The organism is Curtobacterium sp. NPDC087080 (assembly GCF_044745105.1).
Classification (GTDB): Bacteria; Actinomycetota; Actinomycetes; order Actinomycetales; family Microbacteriaceae; genus Curtobacterium.
In genome coordinates this window covers 177,717-196,595 of sequence record NZ_JBIUZP010000004.1, presented here as the reverse complement: position 1 = coordinate 196,595, position 18,879 = coordinate 177,717, and the positions used below count along the sequence as shown (strand labels likewise).

At 69.9% G+C, this 18,879-nt stretch carries 26 protein-coding genes; 1 reads left to right on the top strand and 25 read right to left on the bottom strand.

The window, feature by feature from the left end; all coding sequences use genetic code 11:
* The 8 genes from ACIPEQ_RS12445 to infA form a co-directional block, all read right to left on the bottom strand.
* Complete coding sequence (locus tag ACIPEQ_RS12445) at positions 1–3,264, bottom strand: BTAD domain-containing putative transcriptional regulator (RefSeq protein ID WP_402715394.1); 3,264 nt, start codon at positions 3,262–3,264, stop codon at positions 1–3.
* Between the two features lie 49 nt (positions 3,265–3,313).
* Positions 3,314–4,426, bottom strand: coding sequence for an aromatic acid exporter family protein (locus ACIPEQ_RS12440; RefSeq protein ID WP_402715393.1), 1,113 nt, complete (start codon positions 4,424–4,426; stop codon positions 3,314–3,316).
* A 167-nt stretch (positions 4,427–4,593) separates the two neighbouring features.
* Entirely contained in the window at positions 4,594–5,151 is a 558-nt protein-coding gene (gene rplQ, locus ACIPEQ_RS12435; RefSeq protein WP_402715392.1) for a 50S ribosomal protein L17, read from the bottom strand.
* A gap of 66 nt (positions 5,152–5,217) precedes the next feature.
* Positions 5,218–6,213: a DNA-directed RNA polymerase subunit alpha gene (locus ACIPEQ_RS12430; protein WP_058728275.1), complete on the bottom strand. Its 996-nt coding sequence runs from the start codon at positions 6,211–6,213 to the stop codon at positions 5,218–5,220.
* A gap of 205 nt (positions 6,214–6,418) precedes the next feature.
* The gene (gene rpsK, locus ACIPEQ_RS12425; RefSeq protein WP_017885507.1) at positions 6,419–6,817 is read right to left on the bottom strand and encodes a 30S ribosomal protein S11; all 399 of its coding nucleotides are present in this window, start codon (positions 6,815–6,817) and stop codon (positions 6,419–6,421) included.
* 9 nt (positions 6,818–6,826) lie between these two features.
* A complete protein-coding gene (gene rpsM, locus ACIPEQ_RS12420; RefSeq protein ID WP_058728274.1) occupies positions 6,827–7,201 on the bottom strand; it encodes a 30S ribosomal protein S13 in 375 nt (124 codons plus the stop codon).
* A 148-nt stretch (positions 7,202–7,349) separates the two neighbouring features.
* On the bottom strand, positions 7,350–7,466 hold the full coding sequence (rpmJ, locus tag ACIPEQ_RS12415; RefSeq protein ID WP_022903266.1) for a 50S ribosomal protein L36: 117 nt from the start codon (positions 7,464–7,466) through the stop codon (positions 7,350–7,352).
* Between the two features lie 70 nt (positions 7,467–7,536).
* Positions 7,537–7,758 carry a translation initiation factor IF-1 gene (gene infA / locus ACIPEQ_RS12410; protein ID WP_017885509.1) on the bottom strand — a complete coding sequence of 74 codons (222 nt, stop codon included), beginning with the start codon at positions 7,756–7,758 and terminating at the stop codon, positions 7,537–7,539.
* 297 nt (positions 7,759–8,055) lie between these two features.
* On the opposite strand from infA, the gene ACIPEQ_RS12405 reads away from it, so the two are divergent.
* Positions 8,056–9,333: an LCP family protein gene (locus ACIPEQ_RS12405; protein WP_402715391.1), complete on the top strand. Its 1,278-nt coding sequence runs from the start codon at positions 8,056–8,058 to the stop codon at positions 9,331–9,333.
* 149 nt (positions 9,334–9,482) lie between these two features.
* Here the strand turns inward: ACIPEQ_RS12405 and map are convergent, their stop codons facing one another.
* The 17 genes from map to rplV all read right to left on the bottom strand — a co-directional run bounded on the left by map (position 9,483) and on the right by rplV (position 18,854).
* Positions 9,483–10,313: a type I methionyl aminopeptidase gene (gene map, locus ACIPEQ_RS12400; RefSeq protein ID WP_402715390.1), complete on the bottom strand. Its 831-nt coding sequence runs from the start codon at positions 10,311–10,313 to the stop codon at positions 9,483–9,485.
* A gap of 8 nt (positions 10,314–10,321) precedes the next feature.
* Positions 10,322–10,912: an adenylate kinase gene (locus tag ACIPEQ_RS12395; RefSeq protein ID WP_126890955.1), complete on the bottom strand. Its 591-nt coding sequence runs from the start codon at positions 10,910–10,912 to the stop codon at positions 10,322–10,324.
* The gene (gene secY / locus ACIPEQ_RS12390; protein ID WP_111227404.1) at positions 10,909–12,231 is read right to left on the bottom strand and encodes a preprotein translocase subunit SecY; all 1,323 of its coding nucleotides are present in this window, start codon (positions 12,229–12,231) and stop codon (positions 10,909–10,911) included. Before secY ends, ACIPEQ_RS12395 begins: the two co-directional genes overlap by 4 nt.
* Positions 12,232–12,377: 146 nt before the next feature.
* On the bottom strand, positions 12,378–12,842 hold the full coding sequence (gene rplO, locus ACIPEQ_RS12385; protein WP_220456166.1) for a 50S ribosomal protein L15: 465 nt from the start codon (positions 12,840–12,842) through the stop codon (positions 12,378–12,380).
* Positions 12,839–13,024, bottom strand: coding sequence for a 50S ribosomal protein L30 (gene rpmD, locus ACIPEQ_RS12380; protein ID WP_031273241.1), 186 nt, complete (start codon positions 13,022–13,024; stop codon positions 12,839–12,841). Before rpmD ends, rplO begins: the two co-directional genes overlap by 4 nt.
* Positions 13,024–13,797: a 30S ribosomal protein S5 gene (rpsE, locus tag ACIPEQ_RS12375; protein WP_081985128.1), complete on the bottom strand. Its 774-nt coding sequence runs from the start codon at positions 13,795–13,797 to the stop codon at positions 13,024–13,026. Before rpsE ends, rpmD begins: the two co-directional genes overlap by 1 nt.
* Positions 13,794–14,165 carry a 50S ribosomal protein L18 gene (gene rplR / locus ACIPEQ_RS12370; protein ID WP_066657014.1) on the bottom strand — a complete coding sequence of 124 codons (372 nt, stop codon included), beginning with the start codon at positions 14,163–14,165 and terminating at the stop codon, positions 13,794–13,796. Before rplR ends, rpsE begins: the two co-directional genes overlap by 4 nt.
* Before the next feature lie 2 nt (positions 14,166–14,167).
* Positions 14,168–14,704, bottom strand: a complete 537-nt coding sequence (gene rplF / locus ACIPEQ_RS12365; RefSeq protein ID WP_066657016.1) for a 50S ribosomal protein L6 — start codon at positions 14,702–14,704, stop codon at positions 14,168–14,170.
* A 6-nt stretch (positions 14,705–14,710) separates the two neighbouring features.
* Entirely contained in the window at positions 14,711–15,109 is a 399-nt protein-coding gene (rpsH, locus tag ACIPEQ_RS12360) for a 30S ribosomal protein S8 (protein WP_065960021.1), read from the bottom strand.
* 179 nt (positions 15,110–15,288) lie between these two features.
* Entirely contained in the window at positions 15,289–15,879 is a 591-nt protein-coding gene (rplE, locus tag ACIPEQ_RS12355; RefSeq protein WP_126890952.1) for a 50S ribosomal protein L5, read from the bottom strand.
* Positions 15,879–16,238, bottom strand: coding sequence for a 50S ribosomal protein L24 (gene rplX, locus ACIPEQ_RS12350; RefSeq protein WP_126890951.1), 360 nt, complete (start codon positions 16,236–16,238; stop codon positions 15,879–15,881). The genes rplE and rplX overlap by 1 nt, the downstream gene beginning before the upstream one ends.
* Before the next feature lie 3 nt (positions 16,239–16,241).
* Complete coding sequence (gene rplN, locus ACIPEQ_RS12345) at positions 16,242–16,610, bottom strand: 50S ribosomal protein L14 (protein WP_017885523.1); 369 nt, start codon at positions 16,608–16,610, stop codon at positions 16,242–16,244.
* Between the two features lie 31 nt (positions 16,611–16,641).
* Positions 16,642–16,926, bottom strand: coding sequence for a 30S ribosomal protein S17 (gene rpsQ, locus ACIPEQ_RS12340; RefSeq protein WP_066657023.1), 285 nt, complete (start codon positions 16,924–16,926; stop codon positions 16,642–16,644).
* Positions 16,926–17,243, bottom strand: coding sequence for a 50S ribosomal protein L29 (gene rpmC / locus ACIPEQ_RS12335; protein ID WP_058728265.1), 318 nt, complete (start codon positions 17,241–17,243; stop codon positions 16,926–16,928). The genes rpsQ and rpmC overlap by 1 nt, the downstream gene beginning before the upstream one ends.
* Positions 17,243–17,662, bottom strand: coding sequence for a 50S ribosomal protein L16 (rplP, locus tag ACIPEQ_RS12330; RefSeq protein WP_022906346.1), 420 nt, complete (start codon positions 17,660–17,662; stop codon positions 17,243–17,245). Before rplP ends, rpmC begins: the two co-directional genes overlap by 1 nt.
* A 2-nt stretch (positions 17,663–17,664) precedes the next feature.
* Positions 17,665–18,462: a 30S ribosomal protein S3 gene (gene rpsC, locus ACIPEQ_RS12325; protein WP_022903280.1), complete on the bottom strand. Its 798-nt coding sequence runs from the start codon at positions 18,460–18,462 to the stop codon at positions 17,665–17,667.
* Entirely contained in the window at positions 18,462–18,854 is a 393-nt protein-coding gene (gene rplV, locus ACIPEQ_RS12320) for a 50S ribosomal protein L22 (protein ID WP_035809257.1), read from the bottom strand. Before rplV ends, rpsC begins: the two co-directional genes overlap by 1 nt.
* Between the last annotated feature and the right edge of the window lie 25 nt (positions 18,855–18,879).

Sequence of the window (18,879 nt, the reverse complement as noted above, 5' to 3'; positions counted from 1 at the left end):
TCAGCCGGGCAGGCGGGCGTCCTCGAGCACACCGCGCACCCACGAGACGGCCTCGGCCCGGTCCCTCCCGGCCGCGGCCGTCTCGGCGTCGGCGAGCGCCTGCTCCCCCACGGCCTCGGCGAGCACCGGTCGGAGCCGGGCGTGGGCCAGGACCGCGAAGTCCTGGCGCGACCCGATCCTGGTGAGCGTGCCCCAGCACGCGGCAGCCGCCTCCGGACGTCCGGTGCGGACGTAGGCGATCGCGAGGCCGGCGAGCGCCGTGCCGATCACGGGCACGTCCCGGCGGACCTGCCGCAGCCGCAGCTGCACGAGCGCGCCGGTCCGGATCCGACGCGCGACGGCCAGCTCCGCGGGCGGCAGCGACACGGACGGCAGCGATGCGGGCGGCTGCGATGCCGACGGCTGCGGTCCGCTGGCCGGTCCCGCCCGTCCCGCCCGGGCTGCCGTCGCCTCGTCGACCGCGGCGATCCGAGCAGCACCCGCCATGAGCGCCCACTGCGCGGCGGGACCGCGGGCCGGCTGGACGACGTCCCACGCCTCGGTGTACCCGGCCGCCGCCGCGTCGAGGTTCCCCTCGTGACGGTCGCACTCCGCCGTGATCGCGACCGCGAGCACCGCGATGAGCCCACGGTCCTCGAAGCCCCCGCGGCCGCCCGTAGGCCGGTGCCGCAGGTCCGCGGCGATCGACCGGGCACGCTCGACGTCCCCGGTCGCGGCGGACGCGAGGCCCACGGTCCAGCCGATCTCGTACAGGTCGTCGTCGGCACCGAAGCGTTCCAGGTGCTCGCGGGCGCTGATCGCCTCGGCCAGGGACTCCGCGTAGCGGCCGGACTGGGCGAGCAGCTGGGTGAGCGTGACCGCCACCGTGCCGGTGGTCCAGGCCTCGCCCGTCGCCACCGCCAGCTCCTTCGCCCGACGTGCGTACCGCAGGGCCCCGACGGGGTCACCGGCGTTCTCGGCCAGCGGCGCGCTCAGCATCGTGCCGAGGCACGCCACGGCGGGGTCCGGGTCGGCACGCAGACGTGTCAGTTCGGCGAAGCCCTGCTCGGGACGCCCGATCGAGAGCAGCAGCGTCGCGAGCGCGTCGACGACCGGGTCCTCGGCACGACCGGTCGCGTGCAGGGTCCGCAGGCCCGAGATCGCCCGCGCCGTGGTGCGGAGGTCGGTGAACGCCGACGTGGCTCCGCAGAGCACGAGCCCGACGATCGCGGCGGTCCGGTCCGCGGGGCCCGGGACGCAGGAGCGCAGGGCGGCGACGACGTCCGGCGCCGTCCCGACCAGCTCGCGGTGCAGCCCGCGCAGGGTCCAGTACCCGCCGAGCGCAGCGAACACGTGCGTGACCGTCGGGACGTCGTCGGCCCGGAGCGCCCAGCGGAGCAGGGTGACGAGGGTGTCGGCCTCGCGGCGGACCTCGGTGAAGGCGACGAGCTGCGCCGGCCCCCGCAGCGCGAACAGGTTCCGCGCAGCCGACAGGTCCCGGCCCCATGCGGTCATCGCCGCGCGGACGTCCTCGGTCGTACCCCGCTCCGTCAGGCGTGCGGCACCGAACTCCCTGACGGTCTCGAGCAGGCGGTAGCGGACCGGTTCCCCCTCGGTCTCCACGAGCTGCACGAGCGACTGCTCGACGAGGTCGGCGAGGTCGTCGAGCGCGTCCTGGCGCCGTCCGGGCTCGGCCACCGCCTCGACGGCGTCGACCGCGACCCCGTCGGGGAACAGCGCCAGCCGGGTCAGCAGGTCCTGGGCGCCCTCGTCGAGGAGCCGCCAGCTCCACTCGATGACGGCGAGCAGCGTGCGGTGCCGTTCCGGGGCGCTGCGGTCACCACCCCGCAGGAGGGCGAAACGGTCGTCGAGTCGTCGTTCGACCTCGTCGACGGACATGCCGCGGATCCGGGCGGCGGCGAGCTCGATGGCGAGCGGCGACCCGTCGAGCCTGGTGCAGATCCGGCGGACGGCGTCGACCGGCAGGACCGCTCCGGGCCGGGCGGCACGGGCTCGTTCGGTGAACAGCCGGACGGCGGCCCCGTCCGCCTCGACCGGCAGCGGACCGAGGGGCGCGACGACCTCGCCGGCGATCGCGAGGGGAGCCCGGGACGTCGTGAGCACCCGCAGCCCGGGCACGGCGGCGAGCAGGTCGGCCGTGCAGCGGGCCACGGCCTGCAGCAGGTGCTCGCAGTTGTCGAGCACGAGCACGGTCGGGCCGTCGTCGAGGGCCCGGACCACCCGTGCCCACAGGTCGGTGACCACCGCGTCCTGCAGCATGCGGGCCGTCCGGACCTCGGCGATCCCGAGCAGGGCGCCGAGCGCGGGGAGCAGGTCCTCGGCGTCGCCGATCGGCGCGAGCTCGCAGACGACGACGCCGGTGGTCGGGGGCAGCTCGGTGGCGACGGCCTGCGCGAGCCGGGTCTTGCCGAGCCCGCCCGGTCCGAGCACCGTGACCAGGCGGTGCTCGCCGAGCAGTGCGGCGACGTGGGCGACGTCGTCCCCTCGTCCGACGAGCTCGTTGGGCGCGGCGCGGAGTCCGATGCGCCGGACGGGGTGGTCCTCCACGGCCGTCGATCGCCTGAGGAGTTCCGTGTTCAGCCGGACGAGCTCCGCGGACGGATCGGCCCCGAGTCCGTCCGCCAACCGTTCCCGGTACGCGGCGAACACCGCCAGTGCCTCGGAGGTGCGCCCGTCGGCGTCGAGGGCGCGCATCGCTCCACCGGCGGCCGCGTCGTCGTAGGGCGCGGCGTCGACCTCGGCGAGCCAGGCGGCGGCCGACGCGGCCGGGTCGCCGTCGGCGAACAGCAGGGCCGCGAGGCGTCGACGCAGCGCGTGCTCGGCAGCAGCGGCCCGGTCGGCCAGCGCGACGCCGAGGTCCCCGTCGACGTCGACACCCGGGGCGCCGCGCCACCGGTCGAGGGCGGCGCGGACGGTGCCGGTGTCGGCGGCCGGGTCGAGCGCCGTCCGCTCCGCCGCCACCAGGTCGACGTCGGACGGGTCGCCACCGAGTGCGTACCCGGTGCTGGTCGACACGACGACTCCCTCGGCCGTCGTCCGGCGCAGGCGGGACACGAGCGTCTGCAGGGCTGCACGAGCGCCCTTCGACCGGTCCTCGCCCCAGAGCTCGTCGATGAGCGTCGCGGTGCCGAGCGTGTGGCCGGGTGCGAGCACCAGGGCGGTCAGGAACGACCTGGCCAGGGCCCCCGGGACCACGAGCGGAGCGCCGTCCGGGCCGGCGACCGACACCGGTCCGAGGACGGCGACACGGGGCGCGACGGGCACCCTCGGATCCTACCGACGACCCGCACCGGACCGCGACGACGGCACGGGGTCAGCCGCGCCTGCCCGACGGACCGGTCTCGGTGTCGACGTCGGAGGTCGCGCGCTTCTCCGACTCGAGCACGCCGCGCAGCGCGACGATCGCGCTCGAGGTCACCGTGACCTGCGACGGGTCCGCGTCGCTGGCGTCGAGCGCCCGTTCGAGGTCGGCGATGGACTCGTCGGCACCGTCCTCCGGGCAGTCGCCCCGGACCACGCAGGCGACCTTCCGGAGCGCGGCCGCGAACGGCTCCGCGAACGCCGGGTCCGGCCGGCCGAGGTTCTCCGCGACGGGGCCCGACCGCGCGACCAGTTCCGTGAGGTCGGTCGTGTACCAGGCGACGCGCTCGAGCGCCCGGAAGCGCGCCCCGTCGGTCTGCAGTCGTGCCCTCGGTCCGCGCAGCACGCTCCGCGGGTTCATCCGGCGGGCCTCCTGCGCCGTCGACACACGGTCCCGCACGTCCGCGATCGCCTTGTCCAGCCGCTCCTGCTGGCGGTCCCACGCCCCGGTGTCGGGCTCCCCCTCGTCGAGCACGTCCGCCAGGTCGTCGAGCTGCTGCGCGAGCACGCCGTTCACCTGGTCGATGCGCCGCTCGGCGTCCCAGAAGTGCAGCGGCGGCACCACCGCGAAGTTCACCGCAAGCCCGATCGCGATGCCGATCGCCATCTGCACGACGTAGGCGAACGAGTAGCCCTCGGCGTTGCCGCCGCCGATGAGCAGCACGAAGAGCGCCGCCATCGGCACCCACGAGTACCCCTCGCCGAGGATCCGGAACCCGGACACCAGGACGCCCAGCCCGACGACGAGCGCGACCGCGACGACGCCGGGGGCGTCGACGAGCATGGTGAACCCGGCGATGAGGATGCCGAGGGTGATGCCGACGAGCGTCTGGACACCGGCGCGGATCCCCGCGAAGACCGTGGTGCGCATCGCGACGATCGCGCCGAGCGGCGCGTAGTACGGGTACTCGGCGGCGATGCCCGGCGCGTACTTCGCGAGGGTCCACGCGATCGTGGCGGCGAGTGCCGCCTTGCCGGCGAGCAGCAACCGCGGTTGGGTGCCGGAGTCCCGACTCCACCGCCACAGTCGGCGCCCTGCGCCGGTGATCCGTTCCGCTCTCGCCATGTCGCGATCACCGTACGGCGGTGACGCTGGGAGGGCACGCGGGTGCGCTCCGGACGGGAGGCCCGTGGCGGCGCCGTCCCGACCCTCCCGTCCGACGGCGGTGCCCCGCAGGGACGACGGAACCCCCGCGACGTGCGTCGCGGGGGTTCCGTGTGGTGGCGCTGGACCTACTTGGCGTCGTCCGACTTGGCCTCGGCGTCGGCCTCGACCTCGGCGGCAGCCGGGGTCTCGGTCTCGGCCTCGACCGGAGCGGACTCCTCGGTCGTCTCCGTGGACTCGACCGGGGCCTGCTCGGCCGGGGTCTCCTCGGCCGGAGCGGCAGCAGCCGGAGCCGAATCGCGCTTGACCGGGGCCGGCGTGCTGGACACCGGCTCGAGGACGAGCTCGATCGAGGCGAGCGGCGCGTTGTCACCCTTGCGGAAGCCGAGCTTCGTGATGCGGGTGTAGCCGCCCTGACGGTCCTCGACCTGCGGGGCGATCTCGGTGAACAGCGTGTGCACGACGGACTTGTCGCGCAGCTGAGCGATCACACGACGACGCGCGTGCAGGTCGCCACGCTTCGCGAACGTGATGAGACGCTCGGCGACGGGACGCAGGCGCTTGGCCTTCGTCTCGGTGGTCGTGATGCGACCGTGCGTGAAGAGGGCGTTGGCGAGGTTGCTCAGGAGCAGGCGCTCGTGGGCGGGGCCGCCACCGAGGCGGGGGCCCTTGGTGGGCTTCGGCATGTCAGTTCTCCAGTGGTGATGGTGGTGCGCACCGACTCATCGGCGCGCGTGCGCGTGAGCGCGAGGTCAGTTGTTGGACTCGTCCTCGTCGTACCCGCTGTAGAAGTGGGCGCCGTCGAATCCGGGGACGGTGTCCTTGAGGGACAGGCCGAGCTCGGTGAGCTTGTCCTTGACCTCGTCCACCGACTTCTGACCGAAGTTGCGGATGTTCATGAGCTGCGTCTCCGACAGGGCGACGAGCTCGGACACCGTGTTGATGCCCTCCCGCTTGAGGCAGTTGTAGCTGCGGACCGACAGGTCGAGGTCCTCGATCGGGGTCTGCAGCTCGTTCGAGAGCACCGCGTCGACCGGCGCGGGGCCGATCTCGATGCCCTCGGCCGCCGTGTTCAGCTCGCGGGCGAGACCGAACAGCTCGACCAGCGTGCGGCCGGCCGAGGCGATGGCGTCGCGCGGCGAGATCGCCGGCTTCGACTCGACGTCGACGACCAGGCGGTCGAAGTCCGTGCGCTCACCGGCACGCGTCGCCTCGACGCGGTAGGTGACCTTGAGGACCGGCGAGTAGATCGAGTCGATCGGGATCTGACCGGCCTCGCTGAACTCGGAGCGGTTCTGCGTCGCCGAGACGTAGCCGCGGCCACGCTCGATCGTCAGCTCGAGCTCGAACCGCGCGGTGTCGTTCAGGGTCGCGATGACGAGGTCCGGGTTGTGGATCTCGACGCCGGCCGGGGCGGAGATGTCCGCCGCGGTGACCTGACCGGCACCCTGCTTGCGCAGGTACGCGGTGATCGGCTCGTCGTGCTCGCTGGAGACGACGAGGCTCTTGATGTTGAGGATGATCTCGGTGACGTCTTCCTTGACACCGGGGACGGTGCTGAACTCGTGGAGGACGCCGTCGATGCGGATGCTGGTGACAGCCGCGCCGGGGATCGAGGAGAGGAGCGTGCGGCGCAGCGAGTTGCCGAGGGTGTAACCGAAGCCCGGCTCGAGCGGCTCGATGACGAAGCGCGAGCGGTACTCGGAGATCGACTCCTCGGTCAGGGTGGGGCGCTGTGCAATGAGCACTGTGGGATTCCTTTCGGCGGAGTGTCCGCTATATGACACTCGGCGGTACGACGGGGCCGACCGGGCCCCGACGGGTCTGTTGAGTTGTGATCACGCGCAGCGCGGGGCCGGGAGGGCCCGACGTGCGCGATCGAACGACCAGGAATGGCCGGCCCCGCTCGCCCCGGTCAGGGGACGAGCGGGGAACGGCCGGTTGCTCCTCGCGTCAGACGCGGCGACGCTTCGGCGGGCGGCAGCCGTTGTGCGCCTGCGGGGTGACGTCGTTGATCGAGCCGACCTCGAGGCCAGCGGCCTGGAGCGAACGGATCGCGGTCTCGCGACCCGAGCCCGGGCCCTTGACGAAGACGTCGACCTTCTTGACGCCGTGCTCCTGCGCCTGACGCGCAGCGGACTCGGCGGCGAGCTGCGCCGCGAACGGCGTCGACTTGCGCGAACCCTTGAAGCCCACGGCACCCGAGGACGCCCAGCTGAGGACGGCACCCGACGGGTCGGTGATGCTGACGATGGTGTTGTTGAACGTGCTCTTGATGTGGGCCTGGCCCACGGCGACGTTCTTCTTCTCCTTGCGACGCGGCTTGCGCGCGGCAGTCTTGGGGGTAGCCATGATGATCTCCTATCGGGCCTTCTTCTTGCCTGCCACGGTGCGCTTCGGTCCCTTGCGGGTACGCGCGTTGGTCTTGGTGCGCTGACCACGCACCGGGAGACCACGACGGTGGCGGAGACCCTCGTAGCTACCGATCTCGACCTTGCGGCGGATGTCGGCGGCGACCTCGCGGCGGAGGTCACCCTCCACCTTGAAGTTGCCCTCGATGAAGTCACGGAGGGCGACGAGCTGGTCGTCGGTCAGGTCCTTGACGCGGATGTCACCGGAGATACCGGTCTCGGCGAGTGCCTGGACCGCGCGGGTACGGCCGACGCCGTAGATGTACGTGAGTGCGATCTCCACGCGCTTCTCGCGCGGGATGTCGACGCCTGCTAGACGTGCCATGTGCTGGCTGCTCCTGTTTTCGGTGGAGGTGTGGCGCAGTACCGGTGCCCGGGCCTCCGCCCCGAGGTGTCCCCCCGCCGACGACCGAGGTCGGGGCGGGGTTCTGGTACTGCGTGTGCAGTGTTGAGTTGTGGGTCCTGCTGGGAGCTCAGCCCTGGCGCTGCTTGTGGCGCGGGTTGCTCTTGCAGATCACCATGACGCGGCCCTTGCGGCGGATGACACGGCAGTGCTCGCAGATGGGCTTGACGCTGGGGTTGACCTTCATGATTGCTTCCTGTTGCTCGCTGGCTTCGTGCCCGGCGGGTTCGCCGAGCCGTTCCTTTCCAGCTCGCGGATCACTTGTAGCGGTAGACGATCCGGCCGCGGGTCAGGTCGTACGGGCTCAGCTCCACGATCACGCGGTCCTCGGGGAGGATGCGGATGTAGTGCTGGCGCATCTTCCCGGAGATGTGCGCGAGGACCTTGTGTCCGTTGGTCAGCTCAACGCGGAACATCGCGTTGGGCAGAGCTTCGAGCACCGAGCCCTCGATCTCGATGACGCCGTCTTTCTTGGCCATAGCCTCACTGTCGCTTGGTTGGATTACCGGTGTGATCCCCGAGCCGGTCTGCGGGTCGGGCGCCACGCCGAAGGGCATGACACACCAAAGATCAATCGTATGGGATCGAGCGCAGATTGCCAAGTGCCGGCGGGTTCCGGGCCGCGCCGGGTCCCTCCGTCTGGGGCTGTCGGGCCCCGGGCTGAACGGTCCAGAGTGGATCCTCGGTCGCTTCCCGGTTGCGGACCGGGCCCACCGCCGTAGCCTGGCGATCGCTGACCGTCCGGCACCTGCGCCGGAGAACCGATCGGAGACCACGTGCCCGAAGCACCCCGCCGCCCCCTCGCCCGCCACGGCCGGCTGCCGCGCCGTCGCGGATGGGGCACGCTGCTGGGGTTCGTCGCCGCCGCCGTCGCCGTCGTCCTGGTCAGCGGCACGAGCGTCGCGGCCATCGCCGGCGCGCAGCTCGCCGCCGCACCGCACACCGTCGAGCTCAGCAAGGACGACCAGAACACCGCGAAGACCGCCGACATCACCGCGATGCAGGGCGGGGCGAACATCCTGCTCCTCGGCAGCGACACCCGCGTCGGGCAGTTCGACTCCGACGAGGACGTCGAGGGCGCCCGCAACGACGTCACGATCCTCGTCCACATCTCGCAGGACCACCAGCAGCTCACGGCGGTCAGCTTCCCCCGCGACCTCAAGGTGCCGATCCCGGCGTGCACGAACCCCGAGACGGGCACCTCGTACCCGGCCGTCGACCGGGAGCTCATCAACGAGTCGCTCGGGCGCGGCGGGATCTCCTGCGCCGTGGACACGGTCGAGAACCTCACCGGGCTCACCATCCCGTACGCCGGCCTCATCACGTTCGACGGTGTGATCGAGATGTCGAACGCCCTGGGCGGCGTCGACGTCTGCGTGGCGAAGCCGATCGACGACTCGTACACGGGCCTGCACCTCGCGGCCGGACAGCACACGCTCGAGGGCCAGGACGCGCTGGCGTTCCTGCGCAGCCGACACGGCGTCGGCGACGGCAGCGACCTCGCCCGCATCAGCTCGCAGCAGGTGTTCCTGTCGGCCCTGCTCCGCAAGGTGGCCTCGGACGGCACCCTGTCGAACCCGGTGACCCTGTACAAGCTGGCCGGTGCGGCACTGTCGAACATGACGCTGTCGGACGGTCTGGCGCAGACCCGGACGCTCGTCGGCCTCGCCTCGACGCTCCGCGGCATGAGCACGTCCGACATGCTGTTCGTGCAGTACCCGGTCGTGGACGACCCGTCCGACACCGCGCACGTGCTCGTCGACGAGGCGGCTGCGCACGAGCTCAACGTCGTGCTGCAGCAGGACCGCAAGACCTCGCTCAGCGACTCCAGCACCGGCCGGGCGTCCGAGGAGTCACCGACCGCGGGCAGCACGCCGGGCACGGACACGGCGCCGAGCGAGGCGTCGGCCGGCAGCGGAGACGCCTCGGGCGGTGCGCCGTCCGGTGCTGCATCCGGTGCTGCGCCGGCTGCCGGCACGCCGACGGCGACGCCGCTGCCCTCGAACATCTCCGGGCAGTCCGCCTCCGAGCAGACCTGCTCCGTCGGGAACTGAGCCCGTCGGGAACCGGCACCGGCGCGGTCACCCGGACCGGAGCCGGTAGCGGCCAGCGTCGGTGACGGGAGACGACCCGCGGCGTCGGGACGAGCCTCCCGGCCGGGCGTGCGGAAGGACCCGCCGCGGCGGAGTGCCGGCGGTCGGCCCTACGGGACGGGGACCGGCGTGACGCCGAGCGGTACGAGACCGGAGGCGCCGCCGTCGGAGGCGGTGAGCACCCAGATGCCCTCCGCGTGCACGGCGACGGAGTGCTCCCAGTGCGCCGCGTCGGAGCCGTCGAGCGTCCTGATCGTCCACTCGTCGTCGTCCGTCGAGCTGTCGATCGTCCCGGCCGTCACCATCGGTTCGATCGCGACGACCAGCCCGGGTCGGACGGCCGGGCCGGCACCGCGGACACGGTAGTTGAAGACGGGCGGGTCCTCGTGCATCGAGCGGCCGATCCCGTGCCCCGTGAAGTCCTCCACGATGCCCCAGGTCCCCGTCTCGTCGACGGCGTCCTCGATGACGCCGCCGACCTCGTTGAGGTTCCGCGCGTGCGCGAGCGCGGCGATGCCGTGCCAGAGGGCGCGCTCCGTCGTGTCGCAGAGCGTCTGCCGAGCCGTGGTGGACGTGGCGTCCCCGCCGGGCAGCACGGTCGTGAAGGCGCTGTCACCGTTCCACCCGTCGACCTCGGCGCCGGCGTCGACCGAGACGATGTCGCCCGGTGCGAGGACGCGGTCCCCGGGGATCCCGTGGACGATCTCGTCGTTCACCGACACGCACAGGGTGTGCCGGTAGCCCGGGACGAGCTGGAAGTTCGGCACACCGCCACCGTCACGGATCGTGCGCTCGGCGATCGCGTCGAGCTCGCCCGTGGTGATGCCGGGACGCATCGCGGCACGGACCGCACCGAGGGCGGCCTCGGTGAGCAGCCCGGGGCGGACCATCGCCCGGAGTTCCTCCGGCGACTTGTAGATCGAGGGCTTCCGACGCCGCACGACGGGAGTCAGACGCCCGCGGTGAGGCCGCGCGACGTCAGCGCCGCCTGGATGCGGTCACCGACCTCGTCGATCCCGCCGAGCCCGTCGACGTCGACCACGAGACCGCGCTCGGCGTAGGCCGCCACGATCGGGGCCGTCTGCTCCGTGTAGACCTCCTGGCGACGACGGATCGTCTCCTCGTTGTCGTCGCTGCGGCCCTGCTCCTCGGCACGCTTCAGGAGTCGCGCCACGAGCGCGTCCTGGTCGGCGACGAGCTGCACGACGGCGTCGATCCCGGTGCCCTGCTCGGCGAGCAGCGCGTCGAGGTACTCGACCTGCCCCACGGTGCGCGGGTAGCCGTCGAGCAGGAAGCCCTGCTCCGCGTCCGGCTCGCTCAGCCGCGACTTGACGAGTTCGTTCGTCAGCTCGTCGGGCACGTAGTTACCCGCGTCCATGATCGCCTTCGCCTGCACGCCCAGCGGGGTGCCCTCGGAGACGTTCTTGCGGAAGATGTCACCCGTGGAGATCGCGGGGACGCCGAAGCCCTCGGCGATCCGACCGGCCTGGGTGCCCTTCCCGGCTCCGGGAGGTCCGACGATGATGAGACGTGCGCTCAACGGAGAAGCCCTTCGTAGTGACGTTGCTGCAGCTGCGAGTCGATCTGCTTCACGGTCTCGAGACCGACACCCACGATGATGAGGATGCTCGCGCCGCCGAACGGGAAGTTCTGGTTCGCGCCGAACAGCGCCAGTGCTGCCAGCGGGATGAGCGCGATGAGACCGAGGTAGAGCGAGCCGGGCAACGTCACCCGGGTCAGGACGTAGTCGAGGTACTCGGCCGTCGGACGACCGGCCCGGATGCCCGGGATGAAGCCGCCGTACTTCTTCATGTTGTCGGCGACCTCTTCGGGGTTGAAGGTGATCGCGACGTAGAAGTACGTGAACCCGACGATGAGCAGGAAGTACAGGACCATGTAGAACCAGTTGTCACCCGAGGTCAGGTTGTTCTGGATCCAGGTCACCCACGCGGCCGGCTCGGAGCCGTCCGAGGGCTGGTTGAACTGCGCGACCAGGGCCGGCAGGTACAGCAGCGACGAGGCGAAGATGACGGGCACGACGCCGGCCATGTTCACCTTGATCGGGATGTAGGTGTTGTTGCCGCCGTAGGTGCGGCGACCGACCATGCGCTTGGCGTACTGCACCGGGATGCGCCGCTGCGACTGCTCGACGAAGACGACGGCCATCATGATGACCAGGCCGACCAGGATGACGAACAGGAAGAGCTCGAAGGACTGCGACTGCTCGATCGCCCAGAGCGCGGACGGGAACTGCGCGGCGATGGACGTGAAGATCAGCAGCGACATGCCGTTGCCGATGCCGCGCTCGGTGACGAGCTCGCCCATCCACATGATCAGGCCCGTGCCGGCGGTCAGCGTCACGACCATGAGCATGATCGCGTACCAGCTGTCGTTCGAGATGATCGACGAGCAAGAGGCGGAGGCGTTCGTGCCGAACAGGGCACCGGAGCGCGCGACCGTGATGAGGGTGGTCGACTGCAGGACACCGAGCGCGATGGTGAGGTAGCGCGTGTACTGCGTCAGCTTCGCCTGGCCGGACTGGCCCTCCTTGTAGAGGGCGTCGAAGTGCGGGATGACCACGCGCAGCAGCTGCACGATGATCGACGACGTGATGTACGGCATGATCCCGAGCGCGAAGACCGAGAGCTTGAGCAGCGCGCCGCCGGAGAAGAGGTTGATCAGATCGTAGAGGCCGCCGGAGGACGACGCGCTGGCGAGACAGCTCTGCACGGCGGCGTAGTCGACGAACGGCGCGGGGATGTACGACCCGAGACGGAACAGCGCGATGATCGCGAGGGTGAAGCCGATCTTCTTCCGAAGATCTGGGGTGCGCATGATGCGCGCGACCGCTCTGAACACGAGGACTCCGAACTTCTGGGACCGGCGACCCGATCGGGGTCATCACGGTGTCGATCGGCAGCGCCGACCTGGCCGACGGACGCCGGCCACTGTCAAGGAAACCGTAACGGCGGCCCGTGCGCAAACGCACGGGCCGCCGACGGGGGTTACTGGGAGACGGTTCCGCCAGCAGCCGCGATCTTCTCGGCGGCGGACGCCGAGACCTTGTCGACCGAGACCGTGAGCTTCACGCTGATGTCACCCTGACCGAGAACCTTGACCTTCTCGTTCTTGCGGACGGCGCCCTTGGCGACCAGGTCCGCAACGGTGACGTCGCCACCGTTCGGGTAGAGCTCCGCGATCTTGTCCAGGTTCACGACCTGGTACTCGACGCGGAACGGGTTCTTGAACCCGCGGAGCTTCGGAGTGCGCATGTGCAGCGGCATCTGCCCACCCTCGAAGCCGACCTTGACCTGGTAGCGAGCCTTCTGGCCCTTGGTACCACGGCCGGCGGTCTTGCCCTTCGAGCCCTCACCACGGCCGACACGGGTGCGGTCCTTCTTGGAACCGGCAGCCGGGCGGAGGTGGTGCAGCTTCAGCACCTGGACCCGCTCGTTCTTCTCGTCGCTCATGCGTCGACCTCCTCGACCTTCACGAGGTGCGCCACCGTCGCGATGTACCCGCGGTTCTGGGCGTTGTCCTCACGCAGGACCGTACGGCCGATGCGCTTGAGGCCCAGGCTGCGCAGGGTGTCGCGCTGGTACTGCTTCTCGCTGATAACGGACTTCGTCTGCGTGATCTTCAGCATCGCCATCACGCACCTGCCTTCTCGGTCGCGGCACGCAGCGCCGCAGCCTCGGCGTGGAGCAGACGGGCCGGGACGACCCGGTCGACGTCGAGGCCACGACGGCTCGCGACGGCGCGGGGCTCCTCGAGCTGCTGCAGCGCCTCGACGGTCGCGTGCACGATGTTGATGGTGTTCGACGAACCGAGCGACTTGCTCAGGACGTCGTGGATGCCGGCGCACTCGAGCACGGCGCGGACCGGACCACCGGCGATGACACCGGTACCGGCAGCGGCCGGACGCAGCAGGACGACGCCCGCAGCGGCCTCACCCTGCACCGGGTGCGGGATGGTGTTGCCGACGCGCGGGACGCGGAAGAAGTTCTTCTTCGCCTCCTCGACGCCCTTCGAGATCGCGGTCGGGACTTCCTTCGCCTTGCCGTAGCCGACACCGACGAGGCCGTTGCCGTCACCGACGACGACGAGCGCCGTGAAGCTGAAGCGACGACCACCCTTGACGACCTTCGAGACGCGGTTGATGGTCACCACGCGCTCGAGGAACTGGCTGTCGCCACCGCGGTTGTTGCGGTCACGACCCTGCTGACGGTCACGTCCACCGCCACGACGGCCGCGCTGGTCGGCGTTGTCGCGGTTGTTCGACGCGGAACCAGCGGCGGTCTCGACCGGACGCTCGGCGACGGCAGGGGCTTCCGCTTCCTTGCCGGCCGCGGCCTTGGCGACGGTCTCCGTCGCAGCAGCGGTCTCGGTCTCGGCCGCTTCGTTGTTGTTCGCGATGTCGCTCACAGGTTCAGCCCTCCTTCACGGGCACCATCGGCGATCGCGGCGACGCGACCGGCGTACTTGCTCCCACCGCGGTCGAAGACCACGGCCTCGACGCCAGCGGCCTTCGCGCGCTCGGCGACGAGCTCGCCGATGCGACGGGCCTTGGCCGTCTTGTCGCCGTCGAACGAACGGAGGTCGGCCTCCATCGTCGACGCGCTGGCCAGGGTGTGGCCCTTCGCGTCGTCGATGACCTGGACGAACACGTGACGCGACGAACGGGTGACGGCGAGACGCGGACGCGCCTCGGTGCCGGTGATCTTCTTGCGGAGACGGTTGTGACGGCGCGCCTTGGCGGCCGACTTGCTCTTTCCTCGGATACCGAGAGCCATGATCACTTACCTGACTTTCCGGCCTTGCGGCGCACGATCTCGCCCGCGTAGCGGACACCCTTGCCCTTGTAGGGCTCGGGCTTGCGCAGCTTGCGGATGTTGGCAGCCACCTCGCCGACGGCCTGCTTGTCGATGCCCGACACGGTGAGCTTGTTGTTGCCCTCGACGGCGAAGCTGATGCCCGCCGGCGGCTCGACCGTGATGGGGTGGGAGTAGCCGAGCGCGAACTCGACGTTGCTGCCCTTCGCCGCGACGCGGTAACCGGTACCGACGACCTCGAGGCCCTTGGAGTAGCCCTGGGTCACGCCGACGATGTTGTTCGCGATGAGGGTGCGGGTCAGGCCGTGCAGCGCACGCGAGCTGCGCTCGTCGTCCGGACGGGTGACGAGGACCTGGTTCTCCTCGACCTTGGCCTGGATGGGCTCCGCGACGGTGAGCGCGAGCTCGCCCTTCGGGCCCTTGACCGCGACGGTCTGGCCGTCGATGGCGACGGTCACACCCGCGGGGATGTCAATGGGAAGACGTCCGATTCGAGACATTGTCGATCACCACACGTAGGCGAGGACTTCCCCACCCACGCCCTTCTGCTCGGCTTCACGGTCGGTGAGCAGTCCCGACGAGGTCGAGAGGATCGCCACGCCGAGGCCACCGAGGACCTGGGGGAGCTCCGTCGACTTCGCGTAGACCCGGAGACCGGGCTTCGAGACGCGCTTGATCCCGGCGATCGAACGCTCGCGCTCGGGGCCGTACTTCAGGTCGATCGTGAGGGTCTGCCCGACGCGGGCGTCCTCGATCTTCCACTCGCTGATGTAACCCTCGCGCTTGAGGATCTCGGCGATGTTCTTCTTCAGCTTGGAGCTGGGGAGCGAGACGGCGTCGTGGTGCGCCGAGTTCGCGTTCCGCAATCTGGTCAGCATGTCTGCGACCGGATCGGTCATCGTCATGATGGTCGTCCATTCTTCGCCTGGTTTCGACACCCGTTCCACGAATGCCGACCTGAGCGATCGGGTGGTCTCCGAGCGGATCCCGGAGACCTGGGGGCCGGCGGCTGTCGCCGTCGGCCGGTGTTCGTGCGTGCGGGCCGGAGGACGTGAATCCTCCGGCCCGCAGCGCCCGGACTATCTTAGACCGTCTGGTCGGCCGAACGGAACGGGAAGCCGAGCTGGCGGAGCAGCGCGCGGCCCTCGTCGTCCGTCTTCGCGGTGGTCACGACGGTGATGTCGAAGCCACGCACGCGGTCGATGCGGTCCTGGTCGATCTCGTGGAACATCGACTGCTCCGTGAGACCGAACGTGTAGTTGCCGTTGCCGTCGAACTGCTTGTCGCTGAGACCGCGGAAGTCGCGGATGCGGGGCAGGGCGAGGGTGACGAGGCGGTCGATGAACTCCCACGCGCGGTCGCCACGGAGGGTGACGTGCGCACCGATGGCCTGGCCCTCACGCAGCTTGAACTGCGCGATGGACTTGCGGGCCTTCGTCACGACCGGCTTCTGACCGGTGATCGCGGTGAGGTCCTTGACGGCCCCGTCGATCACCTTGGAGTCACGAGCGGCCTCACCGACACCGGTGTTCACGACGACCTTGACCAGGCCGGGGACCTGGTTGACGTTCGCGTACCCGAACTGCTCGGTGAGAGCGGTCTTGATCTCGTTCTTGTACTTCTGCTTGAGGCGCGGCTCGACCTTGGTCTCCGGCGCGGCAGTCGTGTCGGTCATCAGAGCTTCTCACCCGACTTCTTGGCGTAGCGGACGCGGACGGTCTTCTTCACGCCGTCCTTCTCCACCTCTTCGGTACGGAAACCGACGCGGGTCGGCTTCTTGGTCTTCGGGTCGACGATGGCGACGTTCGACACGTGGATCGGAGCCTCGTGCTGCTCGATGCCACCGGTCTTCGACCCGCGCTGCGTCTGGCCGACTCGGACGTGCTTCGTGACGAAGTTCACGCCCTCGACGACGACGCGGTTCTTGTCCTTGAGGACCTCGATGACCTTGCCCTGCTTGCCACGGTCGCCGCCACGCTCCTGCTTGGCGCCCGTGATGACCTGGACGAGGTCACCCTTCTTGATGTTCGCCATGGCTTACAGCACCTCCGGCGCGAGCGAGATGATCTTCATGAACTTCTTGTCACGGAGCTCGCGACCGACCGGACCGAAGATGCGCGTACCGCGCGGGTCGCCGTCGGCCTTGAGGATCACTGCCGCGTTCTCGTCGAACTTGATGTAGGAGCCGTCCTGACGACGGGTCTCCTTCTTGGTGCGAACGATGACCGCCTTGACGACGTCACCCTTCTTCACGTTGCCGCCGGGGATGGCGTCCTTCACCGTGGCGACGATGACGTCACCGAGACCGGCGTAGCGACGACCCGAGCCACCGAGCACGCGGATGGTCAAGATCTCCTTGGCACCCGTGTTGTCGGCGACCTTCAGGCGGGATTCCTGCTGAATCACTGCTGTCTCCTATTCCGAAGCAGGCCGGGGCCTACTTGGCCTTCTCGAGGATCTCGACCAGGCGCCAGCGCTTGGAGGCGCTGAGGGGACGGGTCTCGCTGATCACGACGAGGTCGCCGACACCAGCGGTGCCGAGCTCGTCGTGGGCCTTCACCTTGGACGTGCGGCGGATGATCTTGCCGTAGAGCGCGTGCTTCACGCGGTCCTCGACCTCGACCACGATGGTCTTGTCCATCTTGTCGCTCGTCACGTAGCCGCGACGCGTCTTGCGGTAGCCGCGGGTCGAGGCGGCGGAGTTGTTCTCTTCGTTCGCCATCAGTTCTCCTCGGCGGTAGCGGCCTCGGTCGACTCGGCCGGCTTGTCAGCCTTCTTCGTCTTCTTGGCCTTGGTGGCGGTCTCGACGGGCGCGGGGGTGGCACGGATGCCGAGCTCGCGCTCGCGGAGGACGGTGTAGATGCGTGCGATGTCGCGCTTGACGGCACGGAGACGACCGTGGCTCTCCAGCTGGCCGGTGGCCGACTGGAAGCGGAGGTTGAAGAGTTCCTCCTTGGCCTTCTTCAGCTCGTCAGCGAGACGCTCGTTCTCGAACGTGTCGAGCTCCGTGGGACGGAGCTCCTTGGAACCGATCGCCATTACGCGTCGCCCTCCTCGCGCTTGATGATGCGTGCCTTGAGGGGCAGCTTGTGGATTGCACGGGTCAGCGCCTCGCGGGCGATGTCCTCGTTGACGCCGGAGAGCTCGAAGAGCACACGACCCGGCTTGACGTTGGCGACCCACCACTCGGGCGAGCCCTTACCGGAACCCATGCGGGTCTCAGCCGGCTTCTTGGTCAGCGGACGGTCCGGGTAGATGTTGATCCACACCTTGCCGCCACGCTTGATGTGACGCGTCATCGCGATACGAGCGGACTCGATCTGACGGTTGGTCACGTAGGCCGGGGTGAGGGCCTGGATACCGTAGTCGCCGAAGCTGACCTTGGTACCGCCGGTGGCCTGACCCGAGCGCTTCGGGTGGTGCTGCTTGCGGTGCTTGACTCGACGGGGAATAAGCATGGTTACGCCTCAACTCCTGCGCCGGCCGGCGCGTCCTGCGGGGCCTGCTGCTGACGGCCGCCACGGTCGCCGCCACGACGGTCGCCGCGCTCGCCACGGGGGCCGCCACGACGCTCCGGGCGCGACGAACGCTGGTTCGCCTGCTCGCGAGCGAGCTCCTTGTTCGTGATGTCGCCCTTGTAGATCCAGACCTTCACGCCGATGCGACCGAAGGTGGTGCGCGCCTCGTAGAAGCCGTAGTCGATGTTGGCGCGGAGCGTGTGCAGGGGCACGCGGCCCTCGCGGTAGAACTCCGAGCGCGACATCTCGGCACCGCCGAGACGACCCGACACCTGGATGCGGACACCCTTGGCGCCGGCGCGCTGTGCACCCTGCAGGCCCTTGCGCATGGCGCGACGGAACGCGACACGAGCGGAGAGCTGCTCGGCGATGCCCTGCGCGACGAGCTGGGCCTCGGTCTCGGGGTTCTTGACCTCGAGGATGTTGAGCTGGATCTGCTTCTTGGTGAGCTTCTCCAGCTCGCCACGGACGCGCTCCGCCTCGGCGCCACGGCGACCGATGACGATGCCCGGACGCGCGGTGTGGATGTCCACGCGGACGCGGTCACGGGTGCGCTCGAGCTCGATGCGGGCGACACCGGCGCGGTCGAGGGTCTTCTTCAGGTACTCGCGCACCTTGATGTCCTCGGCCACGTAGTCGGCGTAGCGCTGACCGGCCTTCGTGCTGTCGGTGAACCAGTGCGAGACGTGGTCCGTCGTGATCCCGAGACGGAAGCCGTACGGGTTGACCTTCTGGCCCATTACTTGCTCGCCTTCTTGCTCGTCGCGGCGACCTCGGCCTCGTCCGGCGTCGCGAGGACGACCGTGATGTGGCTGGTGCGCTTGTTGATGCGGAAGGCCCGGCCCTGGGCACGCGGCTGGAACCGCTTCAGGGTCGTGCCCTCGTCGACGAAGACGCGGCTCACGTAGAGGTCGCGCTCGTCGAGGAAGCTGTTCGTCGAGTCCGCCTTGACACGTGCGTTGGCGATCGCCGAGGCGACCAGCTTGTACACGGGCTCCGAAGCGCCCTGGGGGGCGAACTTCAGGATGGCGAGGGCCTCGTGAGCCTGCTTGCCGCGGATCAGCTCGATGACGCGACGGGCCTTCTGAGGCGTGACGCGGATGTGTCGCACGCGTGCGATCGACTCCACCATTTCGTTCCTCCTCTTCGTCCCCGCC

Bases quoted from the DNA above. Each gene is read 5' to 3' on its own strand.
- ACIPEQ_RS12440 (WP_402715393.1), bottom strand. From the start codon at position 4,426: ATGGCGAGAGCGGAACGGATCACCGGCGCAGGGCGCCGACTGTGGCGG.
- rplQ (WP_402715392.1), bottom strand. From the start codon at position 5,151: ATGCCGAAGCCCACCAAGGGCCCCCGCCTCGGTGGCGGCCCCGCCCAC.
- rpsK (WP_017885507.1), bottom strand. From the start codon at position 6,817: ATGGCTACCCCCAAGACTGCCGCGCGCAAGCCGCGTCGCAAGGAGAAG.
- rpsM (WP_058728274.1), bottom strand. From the start codon at position 7,201: ATGGCACGTCTAGCAGGCGTCGACATCCCGCGCGAGAAGCGCGTGGAG.
- rpmJ (WP_022903266.1), bottom strand. From the start codon at position 7,466: ATGAAGGTCAACCCCAGCGTCAAGCCCATCTGCGAGCACTGCCGTGTC.
- infA (WP_017885509.1), bottom strand. From the start codon at position 7,758: ATGGCCAAGAAAGACGGCGTCATCGAGATCGAGGGCTCGGTGCTCGAA.
- rplO (WP_220456166.1), bottom strand. From the start codon at position 12,842: ATGAGCGACGAGAAGAACGAGCGGGTCCAGGTGCTGAAGCTGCACCAC.
- rpmD (WP_031273241.1), bottom strand. From the start codon at position 13,024: ATGGCGATGCTGAAGATCACGCAGACGAAGTCCGTTATCAGCGAGAAG.
- rplR (WP_066657014.1), bottom strand. From the start codon at position 14,165: ATGGCTCTCGGTATCCGAGGAAAGAGCAAGTCGGCCGCCAAGGCGCGC.
- rplF (WP_066657016.1), bottom strand. From the start codon at position 14,704: ATGTCTCGAATCGGACGTCTTCCCATTGACATCCCCGCGGGTGTGACC.
- rpsH (WP_065960021.1), bottom strand. From the start codon at position 15,109: ATGACGATGACCGATCCGGTCGCAGACATGCTGACCAGATTGCGGAAC.
- rplE (WP_126890952.1), bottom strand. From the start codon at position 15,879: ATGACCGACACGACTGCCGCGCCGGAGACCAAGGTCGAGCCGCGCCTC.
- rplX (WP_126890951.1), bottom strand. From the start codon at position 16,238: ATGGCGAACATCAAGAAGGGTGACCTCGTCCAGGTCATCACGGGCGCC.
- rpsQ (WP_066657023.1), bottom strand. From the start codon at position 16,926: ATGGCGAACGAAGAGAACAACTCCGCCGCCTCGACCCGCGGCTACCGC.
- rpmC (WP_058728265.1), bottom strand. From the start codon at position 17,243: ATGGCGATCGGTTCCAAGGAGCTCCGTCCCACGGAGCTCGACACGTTC.
- rplP (WP_022906346.1), bottom strand. From the start codon at position 17,662: ATGCTTATTCCCCGTCGAGTCAAGCACCGCAAGCAGCACCACCCGAAG.
- rpsC (WP_022903280.1), bottom strand. From the start codon at position 18,462: ATGGGCCAGAAGGTCAACCCGTACGGCTTCCGTCTCGGGATCACGACG.
- rplV (WP_035809257.1), bottom strand. From the start codon at position 18,854: ATGGTGGAGTCGATCGCACGCGTGCGACACATCCGCGTCACGCCTCAG.